This is a genomic window from Allobosea spartocytisi (genome assembly GCF_014764685.1).
Classification (GTDB): Bacteria; Pseudomonadota; Alphaproteobacteria; order Rhizobiales; family Beijerinckiaceae; genus Allobosea; species Allobosea spartocytisi.
Genome location: NZ_JACXWY010000001.1, coordinates 52,707 through 66,164, shown reverse-complemented (window position 1 = coordinate 66,164; position 13,458 = coordinate 52,707). Strand labels below are relative to the sequence as shown.

The 13,458-nt window shown below is 66.6% G+C and carries 11 protein-coding genes and 1 pseudogene; 3 read left to right on the top strand and 9 right to left on the bottom strand.

Going from position 1 to position 13,458, the window contains the following annotated elements; translation table 11 throughout:
* The first annotated feature begins 28 nt into the window (after positions 1-28).
* Positions 29-907, top strand: coding sequence for an ABC transporter permease (locus IED13_RS00280; RefSeq protein WP_038362012.1), 879 nt, complete (start codon positions 29-31; stop codon positions 905-907).
* Positions 908-1,067: 160 nt separating this feature from the next.
* On the opposite strand, the gene IED13_RS00275 is transcribed toward IED13_RS00280, so the two are convergent.
* The 6 genes from IED13_RS00275 to IED13_RS00250 all read right to left on the bottom strand — a co-directional run bounded on the left by IED13_RS00275 (position 1,068) and on the right by IED13_RS00250 (position 8,727).
* Entirely contained in the window at positions 1,068-2,525 is a 1,458-nt protein-coding gene (locus IED13_RS00275; RefSeq protein ID WP_191122977.1) for an aldehyde dehydrogenase family protein, read from the bottom strand.
* Positions 2,522-3,799, bottom strand: a complete 1,278-nt coding sequence (locus IED13_RS00270; protein WP_191122976.1) for an NAD(P)/FAD-dependent oxidoreductase — start codon at positions 3,797-3,799, stop codon at positions 2,522-2,524. The genes IED13_RS00275 and IED13_RS00270 overlap by 4 nt, the downstream gene beginning before the upstream one ends.
* Before the next feature lie 49 nt (positions 3,800-3,848).
* The gene (locus tag IED13_RS00265) at positions 3,849-5,000 is read right to left on the bottom strand and encodes an alanine racemase (RefSeq protein ID WP_191122975.1); all 1,152 of its coding nucleotides are present in this window, start codon (positions 4,998-5,000) and stop codon (positions 3,849-3,851) included.
* A gap of 10 nt (positions 5,001-5,010) precedes the next feature.
* Positions 5,011-5,880 carry a GNAT family N-acetyltransferase gene (locus IED13_RS00260; RefSeq protein WP_248312394.1) on the bottom strand — a complete coding sequence of 290 codons (870 nt, stop codon included), beginning with the start codon at positions 5,878-5,880 and terminating at the stop codon, positions 5,011-5,013.
* 462 nt (positions 5,881-6,342) lie between these two features.
* Entirely contained in the window at positions 6,343-7,218 is an 876-nt protein-coding gene (locus tag IED13_RS00255) for a GNAT family N-acetyltransferase (protein WP_191122974.1), read from the bottom strand.
* Positions 7,219-7,392: 174 nt separating this feature from the next.
* Positions 7,393-8,727 carry an NAD(P)/FAD-dependent oxidoreductase gene (locus IED13_RS00250; protein ID WP_191123294.1) on the bottom strand — a complete coding sequence of 445 codons (1,335 nt, stop codon included), beginning with the start codon at positions 8,725-8,727 and terminating at the stop codon, positions 7,393-7,395.
* 329 nt (positions 8,728-9,056) lie between these two features.
* Between IED13_RS00250 and IED13_RS00245 the strand changes: the two are divergent.
* A pseudogene (locus tag IED13_RS00245) lies at positions 9,057-9,451 on the top strand (integrase core domain-containing protein); the annotation flags it as partial.
* Positions 9,452-9,535: 84 nt separating this feature from the next.
* On the opposite strand, the gene IED13_RS00240 reads toward IED13_RS00245, so the two are convergent.
* The 3 genes from IED13_RS00240 to IED13_RS00230 form a co-directional block, all read right to left on the bottom strand.
* The gene (locus IED13_RS00240; protein ID WP_191122973.1) at positions 9,536-10,498 is read right to left on the bottom strand and encodes a quinone oxidoreductase family protein; all 963 of its coding nucleotides are present in this window, start codon (positions 10,496-10,498) and stop codon (positions 9,536-9,538) included.
* 95 nt (positions 10,499-10,593) lie between these two features.
* A complete protein-coding gene (locus IED13_RS00235) occupies positions 10,594-11,328 on the bottom strand; it encodes an SDR family NAD(P)-dependent oxidoreductase (RefSeq protein WP_191122972.1) in 735 nt (244 codons plus the stop codon).
* A gap of 38 nt (positions 11,329-11,366) precedes the next feature.
* Positions 11,367-12,203: an alpha/beta fold hydrolase gene (locus tag IED13_RS00230; RefSeq protein ID WP_191123293.1), complete on the bottom strand. Its 837-nt coding sequence runs from the start codon at positions 12,201-12,203 to the stop codon at positions 11,367-11,369.
* Positions 12,204-12,538: 335 nt separating this feature from the next.
* Between IED13_RS00230 and IED13_RS00225 the strand changes: the two genes are divergently transcribed.
* Positions 12,539-13,432 carry a LysR family transcriptional regulator gene (locus IED13_RS00225; protein ID WP_133561574.1) on the top strand — a complete coding sequence of 298 codons (894 nt, stop codon included), beginning with the start codon at positions 12,539-12,541 and terminating at the stop codon, positions 13,430-13,432.
* Positions 13,433-13,458: the final 26 nt, after the last annotated feature.

Below are 13,458 nucleotides of genomic sequence, written 5' to 3'. Positions count from 1 at the left end.
GCGTGCAACTGGTCGAGGAACAACGACAATGAACACCCTCGCTCTGCGCGATCGCCCGAGCCGCTGGTGGCAAAGCCGCGTCGCGCGGCGTTTCGCGCAGCATCCCCTGGCGTTGCTCGGTCTCGTGATGATCACGGCCCTCACCGTGGCCTGTGTCGTGGGGCCGTGGCTCCTGCCCTACGACATCCTTCAGATCGACCTGCGGGCGCGCTTCGCGCCGCCCCTGACGGGCTCGCACATTCTCGGCACGGACCCGCTCGGCCGTGACCTGGCTGCCCGGCTCTTCGTCGCCGGCCGGGTCTCGCTCCTCGTCGGCTTCTCGGCGATGCTTCTGTCGGTCGTCGTCGGCACGGTCGTCGGCGTCATCGCCGGGTACCGCGGCGGCTGGCTCGGTGCCGCGCTGATGCGAACCGTGGACGGCTTCCTCGCCTTTCCGTCCATCTTCCTCGTGCTTGCGCTCTCGGCCGCCCTTCAGCCCAGTCCGCTGATGATCGTCGTCATCATCGCGGTCACCAAATGGATGGAGGTGGCCCGTATCGTGGAGGCGGAAGTCCGGTCGCTGCGCGAACGCGAATTCGTGCTGGCCGGCCGCATGCTCGGGCTCAGCTCCGTGCACATCATGTTCCGGGAAATCCTTCCGAACGCGATGGGCCCCATCACCGTCGCGGCGTCGCTCACCGTTGCACGGGCGATCTTGCTGGAGGCCTATATCAGTTTCCTGGGTTACGGCATCCAGCCCCCGCTGCCGAGCTGGGGCAACATGCTGAACGGTGCCCAGCAATACCTGTCCAGCGCGCCCTGGATGGCGATCATCCCAGGCGCCGCCATCACGATCGCAGTGACGAGCTTCAACTTCATCGGCGATGGCCTGCGTGACGCGCTCGACGTGAAGGGCGAGCACGGCTGACGGCGACGCCGAGCCGCAAGCGGGCGGACCTTCCGGCCCGTGCGCCGCGCCATCAGGGCGGGGCGCACGGACTCGAACGCGGCGTCGGGGAGATGGGTGGCGCGGTCCGCTATTCCGAAAACGGTGGTGGCCGGGGGGCGGCCGTCTCCGCTCCCCGGTCCTAGCTGTAGAAGCCGAGGACGGCCTTCGTTTCCAGATACTCCTCCATGCCCTCGCGCCCGTATTCCCGGCCATTGCCCGAACGCTTGTAGCCGCCGAAAGGGGCGTTCGGATCCCAGTCCGGCGCGTTGAGATGAACCTGTCCGGCGCGAATCCGGGAGGCGACTTCGCGCACCGCGTCCATCTCGGTTCCCTGCACATGGGCGCCGAGGCCGTAGACCGTATCGTTCGCGATCTCTACCGCCTCCTCGACCGTGTCATAGGGCAGGATGGCCAGGACGGGTCCGAAGATCTCCTCCTGCGCGATTAGCATCTCGCGGCGGACTTCGGAAAAGATCGTCGGGCGGGCGTAGAAGCCCGAGGCGATGCCCGCCGGGCCGCCGGGGCCGCCCGTCACGAGTTTCGCGCCTTCGCCGATGCCCGCTTCGATCATCATCTGGACGCGCTCGAACTGGGCGCGGTTCGCGATGGGCCCGTGCGTCGTCGCCTCCAGCAGGGGATCGCCCACGACGAATTCGCCGGCGGCGGCCGTGGCCAGCGCCTCGACATCGCGGAGGCGGTCACGGGGGACCAGCATCCGTGTCGGCGCGCTGCAGGACTGGCCGAGATTGCGCATGGCCGCTGCGACGCCCAGCGGTACGCACCGGGCGAGATCGGCATCGGGCAGCACGATATTGGGCGACTTGCCGCCGAGTTCCTGCGCGACCCTCTTGACCGTCGGAGCGGCCGCCTGCGCCACGAGGACGCCCGCCCGCGTCGAGCCGGTGATCGAGACCATGTCGACCTCGAGATGCGAGGCGAGACCCTCGCCGACCACCGGTCCCGTTCCGTTGACGAGGTTGAACACACCGGGCGGGCAGCCGGCCTCGTCCATGAGTTCGGCGAAGAGGAGCGCGCTCAGGGGCGACAGCTCGCTGGGTTTGAGGACGACCGTGCAGCCTGCGGCCAGCGCCGGGCCGACCTTGGCGGTGATCTGATAGAGCGGCCAGTTCCACGGCGTGATCAGGGAACAGACGCCGATCGCCTCGCGCAGGATCGCGGTGCTGCCGCGCTGCGAGACGAAGGCGAAGTCCGCCAGATTGTCTCGCGCCACGCGCAGATGCTCGGCGGCGAGGGGAACCTGTGCCCGGCGCGCATAGGTGATGGCCGCACCCATTTCGGCGGTGAGCGCCTGCGCGATCAGCTCCGCTCGTTCCAGCAGGAGCGCATGGACGCGGCTGAGAAGCGCGGCGCGTGTCGCAGGCTCTGTCCGGGACCAGCCGGAAAAAGCGCGGCGGGCCGCGGAGACCGCGGCCTCGACGTCCCCTGAACTGCCGAGCGGAATCTCCGCGATCGCCGTCTCGGTTGCGGGGTTGATGACGCAGGCTCGATCCTGACCATCGGGCTCGCGCCAGCCGCCGTCGATGTAGAAGCGGCCGAGATGCCCGCTCTCCCTGAGATGCTGCACGGCATGGCTCATTGGAAACGGTCCTTGATCCGGTAATAGGCACCGATGAGCGGCAGGAACCAGGGCTTGCCGAAATGGCCGGGAATGGCCGGCCAGGCGAAGTCCTTCCACGGGTTCAGCTCGGCACGCCCGTCCATGACCTCGGCCATGATGGTGCCCATGAGCGTCGACATCTGCGTGCCGTGGCCGCTGTAGCCCATCGAGTAGTAGACACCGTCACGCTCGCCGGCGCGCGGGAGGCGGTCACGCGTCATGTCGACCATGCCGCCCCAGCAATAGTCGATGCGCGCGTCACGCAGCGCGGGAAAGACGTCGTTCAGCGCGGCGCGCAGGATCGCGCCGCTCTTCTCGTCGGATGCCGGGTTGGATACGGCGAAGCGCGCCCGGCCGCCGAACAACAGGCGGTTGTCGGGGGTCGTCCGGAAATAGTTGACGAGGTTCCTGGTATCGACCGCGTTACGGCGGCGCGGCGTCAGCTTGTCGAGAAGGTCGACAGGCAACGGCTCCGTCACGATCAGGAACGCCCCGACGGGTACGATCCGGCGGCGCACCCAGCCCAGCGGGCCGGCCTGCGAGATGCCGCTGGCCAGCAGCACCTGCCGGGCGGTGACGTCTCCCTTCGACGTCGCGACGACGTGGCCACCGCCAGGAGCCGGCTTCAGCCCGATCATCGGCGTGCGCTCATGGATCGTGACGCCACGCCGCGCCGCGGCTTCTGCGAGGCCGCGCACGAAGCGGCCGATATGGATGCTGGCGCTCTTGCGATAGATCAGGCCGCCATAGTAGCGCCCGGAGCCGACCTCGGAGGCGAGGTTCGCGCGGCTCACCATCTCGGTATCGGGATCGACATGGGCGGCGAGAAGTTCCTGGGCCCGCGCCAGCTTGTCGTAGTGCTCTGGCTTGGCCGCGAGCTTGATCTTGCCGACGCGGGCGAAGCTGCAGTCGATGCCCTCCTCGGCAACGAGGCGCTCGACAGTGTCCACCCCTGCATCGAAGGCACGGTAGAGGCGGTCGGCCGTTTCATGGCCGAGCCTTTGCGACATGATGCCGTAATCCTGCGCGAAGCCGTTGTTGCACATGCCGCCATTGCGCCCCGAGGCGGCATGGCCGATCGTCTCGGCTTCCAGCAGGATCACCCGCGCGCCCTTCTTCGCGAGCGCCAGGGCGGCGGAAGAGCCGGTCAGGCCGCCGCCGATCACGGCGACGTCATAGCGGCCTTGAACCGGCCCTTCGGCACCGCCCGAGAAGGGGATCGACGTATCCAACCAGTAGGATGTGAGCTTCATCGGACCCTGGTCTCTCTCGAAGTGGAAGACGGGTTGCGGGCTGCAGCGCCTACCAGCCGCGCATCCGCGGCCACTCGGCAGCGATCGCTCTCGCGGGTCCGAAGACGACGTGATAGCGCTCATGCTGTGCACCGGTGGCGCAGGCATGGTTGGGCATGATCCGGACCTTGGCGCCGACGGGCAGGTCAGGCAGCGCCTGCGAGGAGCCGGAGCGGATCACCAGCGTGCCATGTTCCTGGCTGGCATGGGCTACGATCAGATCGGGGTAGGGTCTGCCGTCGAGATCGCAAACGATCCCATAGCCCTGGTCGACGCGCTGGGCCGCCGTGCCGCGGTCTCGCGACAGAGCCATCCAGCCGGCATCGACCATGATCCAGCCCTTTTCCGGCCGCTTCCCGATCACGGTGGCGAGGACGGAAAGCGCGAGATCGTCGGTCGTGCAGACCCCGACGCCATGCATCACGAGATCGAAGAACATGTAGACGCCGGCTCGCATTTCCGTGACGCCGTCGAGCGCCTTGGCAAAATGGGCAGTGGGCGTCGAGCCGACGCTGACGACAGGGCATTCGTACCCGGCGGCCCGCAGCCGCTGCGCGGCCTCGACGGCGACGGCCCGCTCGTTCTCGGCCGCTGCCTCGAGCGCTTCGGGTGTATGCAGCGCATAGGATTCGCCGGCATGGGTCAGGACGCCCGCGAGCGTGACGCCCGCCGCATCCAGAGCCGCGGCGACGCCGAGGAGGTTGGGGCCGGTGACCAGCAGCCCGCCACGATGGCCGTCGCAGTCGATCTCTATGAAGGCTGATGGCGTCACGCCCGCCGCGCGGCCGGCCTCGCCCAGGATCGCCGCCTGCTCCCGCGTGTCGAGCAGGACCTTGATATCGATGCCGGCCTGGCGCAGGCGCATGGCTCGTGCGGCCATATGGGGCGAGACGCCGACGGCATAGGTCATGTCGCGATAGCCGTGGCCCGCGAAATACTCCGCTTCAGCCAGGGTGGAGACGGTGATCGGGCCGGGTCCGTTCGGAAACGCCCGGCTTGCGACGTCGATGGACTTGGCCGTCTTCATGTGCGGACGCAGCGCGACGCCCTGTTCGGCCATGCGCGCCGCGAGGCGGGCGAGATTGCGGTCGAGCCGGGATGCGTCGAGAACGAGCGCTGGTGTTTCCAGAGTGTCGAGCGTGGTGGCGTCGGATGGCGGCATTCCGATGCTCCTAATTGAACGACTGGTTGGACAAGGCGAAGACACGCGCCGGCCCGGTCGGCGGCAGGGTGCCGCGGATCATGGTGAGCGCATCGCTGACCAGCGAGAGGCCGATCTCTTCGAGCCAGGGCGACAGCTCGTCGGTTGCGGCGGTATCGATGCGAACGAAACACCCTTCGAGACGGGCCAGCGCCGCTTCGATCAGAAGGCGCGCCTCGGGGGGCGTCTGCGCGACCACGGGGCCGACGACGTGTCCGCGGCCGAAGCGGCGGCTGATCACATAGCCGGCCACCTCGCCGTCGCGGAGAAGGACCTGCGCCTCGCCGGCCTCGACGAGCAGCCGCAGAAGTGTCCGCCTCTCGGAACCGGTCGCCTGGCGATCGAGGCGGGCGACGGCGTCGAAGTCGGATGGCTGCAACGGGCGGACGAGATCGACCGGCGGCGCCTTGTGGCGACCTTTCGGGACGCCCTGGTGCTGGTGGATGATGCCGACGGGCCGGAAGCTGCGCCGCTCGTAGAGCGGCCGCCCCTGCGTCGTGGAATTCAGGAGAAGGGTCCGCGTTCCCGCCGCAGCCAGGAGCGCGTCCATCAGTCGGGCGCCGAAGCCGTGTCCCTGAGCCTTGCCGGAGACGATGATCATGCCGATCGTCGCGAAGGCCTCGCCATGGGGGAACCAGGCGGCCGTTCCGATCACCTCGCCGCCGCGCACCATGGCGAAGCCCTGGCCCAGCGTCATGGCAAAGGCCCAGTCTTCGAGCCGGTAGGGCCAGGACATTTCCTGCGACAGCTTGAGCGCTCCTTCGAGATGTTCTGACGAGAAAGCCGTCAGGATCGCGTCGTCGGCTCTGTTCCGCAGCCCCTGGGGGATGGTCGATGGCATGATGGGTGCAAGCTTCTCGAAGACGTTTCCGGCCAGTTGGGGATCGCCGGCGCGCTCGCTTTCCCAGGCGAGCCATTCCCTTCGATGCCGCGCTCCCACCTGGCTGAAGATGGTCCGCGGCGCGCCGCAGTTCCCGCTGCAAAGTGGAGCCTTTCCGGCATCTTCATCTGAAGCTTCCGGCTTTGCGGCACGAATGCCGAACGTTCCCTCAACCCTTTCGGCCCGGTTCCGATGGAGGCGGCCAAGGGGGCACGGGTCAGGCCCTGCCGGGTCACGTCGAGATCGAGGAGAGGGGCGGGGGAGGCGCGGACCTTCCGCGGCATCCGGCGTGCGCGCGAAGCGATCCGCGAGATCTGTGTGTGTGTGCGTCTGCTGGCCGATCCGGCCGAAGCCTTTCCGGCGCGACGCGGGAGCGTGTCGTGTCCGCCGAGCCAGGCCGGCGGGCGGCGCAACGGCTCGAGCTTACCCCAGGGCGTGGCCGGCCAAGCCGAAGACCATCGGCTCGCCCGGCTTCTCGTTCAGGAAGCGGCGCCCCTTCGACATGGTCGTGACGGTATCGGTGACGGAAAGTCCGTTGCGCCGGAGAAACGCGGCGAACGCGCCTGTGGAGCGCGTGTCCACGCGCATGAATCGGCCTCCGAACGCCTCGAGATGAACCGCTGCAAGATGGATCGCGTCATCATCGTTCGACGCGACAAGCGGGCCGATGACATGTCCCTGGCCGAACGCGCGGCACATGGAGTAGCCGACGGCGACCCCGTCGCGCCGCAGCACGCGGATCGATGCCTGTTCGGCGAGGAGTTCGAGCAGAGGCAGTCGGTCCACTCCGAACGCCGCGAGGTCGAGAGCTGCGATCTCCGCCAATCGTCCCGGTGCGAGCTCCTCGAAATGCCCGTTCAAGCGAGGCAGCGAAGGGAGCGCGGCGGAGACTTTGCCCTGGTGGAGGTGGACGATTCCTTCGTCGACGAAGGCGAGCGAACGATAGAGGGCATAGGCGGCGCGCGTGGCGTTGAGGCTGAGGTGCCGGCCGCCGCATTCGGCGAAAACCCGCTCCATGAGCCAGCGCCCGTTCCCCTGCGCCTGCGTGCGCGGCGATGTGATCACGAGGCCGATCGTGGCGAAGTCGTCACCATGCGGAAACCACATCGCGCTGCCGAAGACGCGACCGATGCCGTCCACCGCGACGATGCCCTTGCCGGCGCGGCGCAGCATCTCCCAGTCCTTGGGCCGGTGCGGCCAGCCGACACTGGTCGACAAGGCGTGCAGCAGGTTCACGTCTATCCCGTCGATGTCCTGAGCGAAGAGCTCGAAGGATTTCAATCTTACCGATTGTTGCATCTCGCAGCCCCTCCCTAGGCCAGACCGCGTAACATTCTTCTTTCGGCTTTCTTGGATAAGCCGTTGGTTGGAACCGTCGATGAGACGGCGCTGCGTCTGCTGGCCGGGATAACCTCCCCCGATGGCCGACTCAACGCCGCGCCCGTCGCTTGCCTCGTTCTGCTCCGGATCAACCTACATCATTTCGGGGCGCCTGATCGCGGAGCCGTCGGAGAAGCGCGTGATCCGGAACGCATGGAGGTCGACGAACGGCTTTTCGTTCATCGCAAGCTCGCTTGCCAGACGGCCCGCTCCCGGGCCGAGGGCAAAACCGTGACCGCTGAACCCGGTGGCGATCGTGAGCCCCCGGATCACGTCCGTCGTATCGATCACCGGCACGAGATCGGGCGATGTATCGATCAGGCCCGCCCAGGCCGCAGCGACGCCGATGCCTTTCAGGGCCGGGAAGTCGGCGACGAGATTGCGGATGGCTTCGTCGACAAGGCTCTGATCGGGGGTGGGGTCCATGACCCGGATCCGCTCGAACGGCGACATCTTGTCGAAGTCCCAGCCGCCCCAGGCGTCCGGGCCGTTCCAGAAACGGCTGCTGACTCGGTATTTGAGCTTTTTGGCGATCTTGGCCCGCATCATCTCGCGGAATTTCGTGGCGTAGCGGATGCCTTGCGGCGCGAGATTCACGATCCCATGGCCGGGCACGGCGACGGTATAGCCGCCGTCGAGACGTCGCCTGAGGGCGTATCCCGCTCCCGATACGCAGCCGGCTTCGACGATCTCGGGCGCTGGGGTCGTGCGCAGGGCCGTTCCCTCGATATTGGCCACGGGAAGGTCGACGCCGTGACGACGCAGGAAGCGCGAGCTCCAGGCTCCGCCGGCCAGGACGACGGCGTCGGCCTGCACGAGTCCGCGCTCCGTCCATACGCCCTTGACCTGCCCGTTTGCGATGTCGAGACCGCGCACGGCGCAGTTCTGGTGCAGATGGGCGCCCAGCGCCTTGGCGCCTGTGGCGATGGCGGGAGCCGCCAGGCTGGGCTCGGCCTTGCCGTCAGTCGGAGACCAGATCGCCCCGACCCATGGGCTGGTGCTGCCCTTCATGCGTTCGCGCGTCTGGCTCGCGGACAGCGTCTCGTTGGTGAAGCCGTATTCCCGGGCCTTCTGGCTCCACGTCTCCCAACGCGCCAGTTCGGCCGGGTCCCGCGTGGGATAGAAGCAGCCGGCGCGACGGAAGCCGAGATCGGTGCCGATCTCGGCGTTGAGCTCACCCCAGCGCTTCAGGCTGTAACCGGCCAGGGGCAGTTCATGGAGATCGCGATTTTGTTGGCGGACCCAGCCCCAATTGCGGCCCGACTGCTCCCCCGCCACCATGCCTTTCTCGAAAAGGGCGACGGACCGGCCTTTGCGCGCCAACTCGTAAGCCGTGGACGATCCGACGATGCCGGCGCCGACGACGACGACGTCCACCTTGGTTGGGAACCCGGCACTGTCTTGGACGCGCTGGACTTCAATTGGCATGGCTTGTCCTATCATCCATCGTCTTCGAGCCAATGCGATCATTCCGGCTCCTTCTCGTTCCGAGAAAGGAGCCGGAATGATCGCGGGCAGACAGTCACGAAGGATGTTGACGACCGGCGCGTCCCGAATGCCCGTGAAGGGAAGCGCCGCATTCCAGCCGAGACTGCCCGATCTCGCCTCCGAGTTTGCAAAAGCGCCGGTATCGGGATGCGCCGAAATGCACCGGCCAGGCAGCAGAACCTTCTGAAAAGGGGAGGGAGCTCGGCAGTTCAGACGTTCTGCGAGGTTGCTGCAGTGCGGTGCGCCGATTCCGGCGCGCGGGTCGATGGCGGATCGATCGCAGGCTCAGGTCGACCGATGTCATCAACGTCCTCTCGGACCACTTCATCCTGCGCGACGTGCCAGGACATGTGCATTCAGACAACGGCCCGGAGTTCGTCACCAAAGCGGTGCGGACTGGATCGTGGTCGTCGGAGCGAAGTTGGCCTTCATCGAGCCGGGCTCGCCGTGGGAGAACGGCTATTGTGAGAGCTTCAACGCGAAGCTCCGAGACGAGCTTCTGGACGGCGAGATCTTCTACAGCCTCGCCGAAGCGAAGACCGTCATCGAGAGTTGGCGCCAGCACTACAACATCAGGCGCCCGCACTCCTCGCTCGGCTACAAGCCACCGGCCGACAGCTATCGTGCCGTCGTCAAACATGGCAGCAAAGCCGAGCATGCATGAGATCGAAGCCGGACCACTCAATCGGGGCAGGCCAGTTCGCTGGTTTGGTCGGCACGATCATCATCCGACCTATGAGACTCATTGTCAGTTCGGGACGAGGACGACGCGCCCGAGGATGGAGTTGCCTTCGGCATAGGCGTGAGCCTCGGCCGCGGCCGCGAGCGGAAACGTCCTGTCCACGATCACCTTGAGATGACCGAGCGCCGCCTGCTCCAGCATCCGGGAAACGGTGCTGTAGACATCCGGCTTTTCGAACTGTGTTCCCATGAACACGCCGAAAAGCGACCGATTCGCCTGCAGCGCTGGCCATAGATCGAGACTGAGCTGCGAACCGCCAGCGTTGCCGACGAAGACCAAACGTCCCTCGGGGCGGAGCGCCGCCAGGGAAGCTTGCAAGGTAGTTCCGACCGGGTCCACCACGAGGTCCACGCCGCGCCCTTCCGTCAGACGCATGACGGTATCGACGACGTCGGCCGAGCGATGATCGATCGCATGATCGAGGCCAAGCGCGACGAGGCGGCCGGCCCGCCTGTCCCCGGAGACCGTTGCCAGCACAGTCGCGCCCGCCTGGTGCGCGAGCTGGATGGCGGCGAGCCCGACGCCTCCGGCGCCTGCCTGGATGAGGACAGTCTCGCCGCGTTTCAAGCCGCCCCGAGCGAAGAGACAATGATGGGCGGTTCCGAACGCGATCGGCAGCGCAGCGGCGGCGGCTATGTCGAGACCCTCCGGCACAGGCCAGGTCCGGCTGGCGGCGACGGCGCGCAGCTCCGCGTGCGACCCGGCGAGATCGAAGCTCGTCACCTTCTGGCCCATATGGCGATCCCTTACCTTCTCTCCGACCGCGACGATTTCGCCGGCGGCCGCATAGCCGAGGACGAAGGCAGGATGGGGCGGCGGCGTGGACGCGCGATTGATCAGGTCGCCGCCCTCGATGGCGGCCGCCTCGACGCGGATCAGGACACCATCGCTTGGGCAGACCGGATCGGGGACATCCACATAACGAAGGACATCCGGCGGGCCAGGATGTTCATAGATGGCTGCTTTCATGGTTCTTCCGCTGCGCGAGCGTTCGCCTGAGGAACGGTTAGACCTATCGGCAAGGCCGCCGCACAAGTCTCGAAGTCCCGAACAGCCAGCGAGGCCTACACCTGGGCGATGCCACCGTCGGCGAAAACCTCGCTCCCGGCGATGAAGCTGCTGTCGCTCGAAGCGAGGAATGCCGCGACCGCGCCGATCTCATCCGGATCAGCGATGCGCCCCACAGGCGTCGCCTTCGCAAGTGCCGCGACGCCTTCGTCGCCCATGAGCTCCAGCGCCTTTTCAGTCCGTGTGCCGCCGGGCGAGAGCACGTTCACGCGGATTCCCCTGTCGGCGAGTTCCGGTGTCCAACTGCGCGCGAAGCTGCGGACCGCGGCCTTTGTTGCGGCATACAGGCTGAAATTCGGAAACGCCTTCACCGACGCGCTCGACCCGGTCAGAATGATGGATCCGCCTTCGCCCATAAGCGGCAAGGCGCCCTGGACGGTGAGCAGCAAGCCTTTCACGTTCGCGCCGAAGACTCGATCGAACTGGTCGCTGGCGATCTGCCCAAGCGGCGTCGGTTCCGAGATGGCGGCGTTTGCGAGCAGGATATCGACCTTGCCGCGCTCCTTTCTGACGGCTGCGAATAGTCGGTCGAGATCCGCGGTCTCGTTGATCGAGCCGGCGACGGCCCGCGCATTCGGTCCGAGTTTCGCCACTGCTTTATCAAGTGCCGACTGGGTGCGGCCGAAAAGGAACACGAAGGCGCCTTCCTCGATGAACCGCTTGGCCGATGCGAAGCCGATCCCGGTCGCGCCGCCCGTTACGACCGCCGTCTTGCCGTCAAGCCTGCTCATTTGATCATCCTCCTGTAGAGCCGCGCCCCGCAGCTAGGTCAGCCCGCGACGAACTTCAGAAGGTCGGCGTTCAGCACGTCGGCGTTCACCGTCAGCATCCCGTGCGAGAAACCGGGATAGGTCTTCAACGAGCCGTTCGGCAGCAGCTTGACCGCCTTCAAAGCCGAGGCTGCGATCGGAACGACCTGGTCGTCTTCGCCGTGCAGCAACAGCGTCGGCACGGTGATCGCCTTGAGGTCCTCGGTCTGGTCGGTTTCCGAGAAGGCCTTGATGCCGTCATAATGCGCCTTGGCGCTTCCCATCATGCCTTGCCGCCACCAGTTCTGGATCACGCCTTCATGGATTGTCGCGCCCTTGCGGTTGAAGCCGTAGAACGGGCCTGACGGGACGTCGCGGAAGAATTGCGCGCGGTTGCTGGCCAGCGCCGCCCGAAAGCCATCGAAAACCGCCATCGGCGTGCCTTCGGGGTTGTCGCCGGTTTTCAGCATGAGCGGTGGAATGGCGGCGACGAGAACGGCCTTGGCCACCCGACCTGCCGGTCCACCATGCCGCGCCACGTACCGCGCGACTTCGCCACCACCGGTGGAATGGCCGATGTGAACCGCGTTCTTCAAGTTCAGTGCCTTGGCGACCGCGAACGCGTCTGCCGCGTAGTGATCGATGTCGTGACCGTCGGGGACCTGCTCCGAGCGTCCGTGGCCGCGCCGGTCATGCGCCACGACGCGATATCCCTTCGACAGGAAGAACAGCATCTGCGCGTCCCAGTCATCGGAGCTGAGCGGCCAGCCGTGATGGAAAACGATCGGCTGGGCGTCCTTGGGACCCCAGTCCTTGTAGAAGATCTGAACGCCGTCGTCGGTCGTGACAAAGCCCATGGGGTGTTTTCCTGCGTGAACATCGTGGGTGATCGGCCCCGCGGCATGCGCAGTGCCTGGCGAAAAGGTGAAGCTCGCGGCGAGCGCCGAAGCCGAGATCACGGCTTCGCGGCGGCTGAGCGGCACGCGCGGAGCGGAGTTGGGAGGCATCGAGGGTTCTCCGCGAGTTCATCAAAAAGGCGGCGCGGCGGTCTCTTGCGCCGTCGCCGCACATGAACGGTCTGTCATGGCGGGCAGATCGAGCCCGCCGCTGTCCGAGGTAATCTGCCGTTCCTTTCGGTGACGAGATAGTGCCATAATCAGGCACGCTGTGTCGCGAAATGGGGAACGTTGAATTGGATATCGAAGATCTGCAGACATTCGTCGCAGTGGCCGATGCCGGCGGGGTATCGGCGGCCGCGCGACGGCTCGGCATCGCAAAATCGATCGTCAGCCGCCGGCTCCTCCGCATCGAGGCAGAAATCGGCGTTCAGCTTCTTGCGAGGACGACGCGGGGCGCCGCGCTTACGGAAGCGGGAGCGACCTTCAGGGATCACGCGGCCAGAGCCAGCGCCGAGATCGATACGGCCAGGGAAGCGATCCACCCCACCGGTGAACTGCGGGGCCGCCTCCGGGTTGCCATGCCGCTGACTTTCGGCCCGACCCATTTCGCTCCCGTGCTCGCGGAAATGGCACGCCAGCACCCGCAGCTCCACCTCCATACATCCTACAGCGATCGCTTCGTCGATCTGATCGCCGAAGGTTTCGATTGCGCGATCCGGGGCGGCTACCTTCAGGACTCCAATCTGATCGCGAAGCGCGTCGGACCGATCCATGGGAAGCTCGTCGCGAGCCCGAATTATATCGCGGTGCACGGGTCGCCCGAATCTCTGGACGAACTCGTGACCCATCCGGCCCTGATGCAGGGAACGGAAACCTGGCAGTTCATGGATGGCGACAAGATCGTCACGGTTCAGCCGCAGGGCCGGTTCAAGGCCGACAGCGCCACAGCGCTCGCGGCAGCCGCGGCGGCGGGTCTCGGCATCGCCTGGCTCCCCGATTGCATCACATATGGACATGTGGCCTCCGGTGCGCTGGTCCCGATCATGACACGCTATCCGGTCCCTCCGGGGGCCGCCTATGTGGTCCGCCCGCCGGGTCAGCACCCATCGCGAAAAGTCAGGGTGCTGACCGAGATGCTGCTCGAGTACTTCGCGCAGAATCCGGAAATCTGGGGTCGCGATCGGTGAAACATCGCCCGGCAGAAGAGGCGGCA

Excerpts from the sequence above, each read along its gene's own strand:
- IED13_RS00280 (WP_038362012.1), top strand. The coding sequence starts at position 29 with ATGAACACCCTCGCTCTGCGCGATCGCCCGAGCCGCTGGTGGCAAAGC.
- IED13_RS00275 (WP_191122977.1), bottom strand. The coding sequence starts at position 2,525 with ATGAGCCATGCCGTGCAGCATCTCAGGGAGAGCGGGCATCTCGGCCGC.
- IED13_RS00270 (WP_191122976.1), bottom strand. The coding sequence starts at position 3,799 with ATGAAGCTCACATCCTACTGGTTGGATACGTCGATCCCCTTCTCGGGC.
- IED13_RS00265 (WP_191122975.1), bottom strand. The coding sequence starts at position 5,000 with ATGCCGCCATCCGACGCCACCACGCTCGACACTCTGGAAACACCAGCG.
- IED13_RS00260 (WP_248312394.1), bottom strand. The coding sequence starts at position 5,880 with ATGCCATCGACCATCCCCCAGGGGCTGCGGAACAGAGCCGACGACGCG.
- IED13_RS00255 (WP_191122974.1), bottom strand. The coding sequence starts at position 7,218 with ATGCAACAATCGGTAAGATTGAAATCCTTCGAGCTCTTCGCTCAGGAC.
- IED13_RS00250 (WP_191123294.1), bottom strand. The coding sequence starts at position 8,727 with ATGCCAATTGAAGTCCAGCGCGTCCAAGACAGTGCCGGGTTCCCAACC.
- IED13_RS00240 (WP_191122973.1), bottom strand. The coding sequence starts at position 10,498 with ATGAAAGCAGCCATCTATGAACATCCTGGCCCGCCGGATGTCCTTCGT.
- IED13_RS00235 (WP_191122972.1), bottom strand. The coding sequence starts at position 11,328 with ATGAGCAGGCTTGACGGCAAGACGGCGGTCGTAACGGGCGGCGCGACC.
- IED13_RS00230 (WP_191123293.1), bottom strand. The coding sequence starts at position 12,203 with ATGGGCTTTGTCACGACCGACGACGGCGTTCAGATCTTCTACAAGGAC.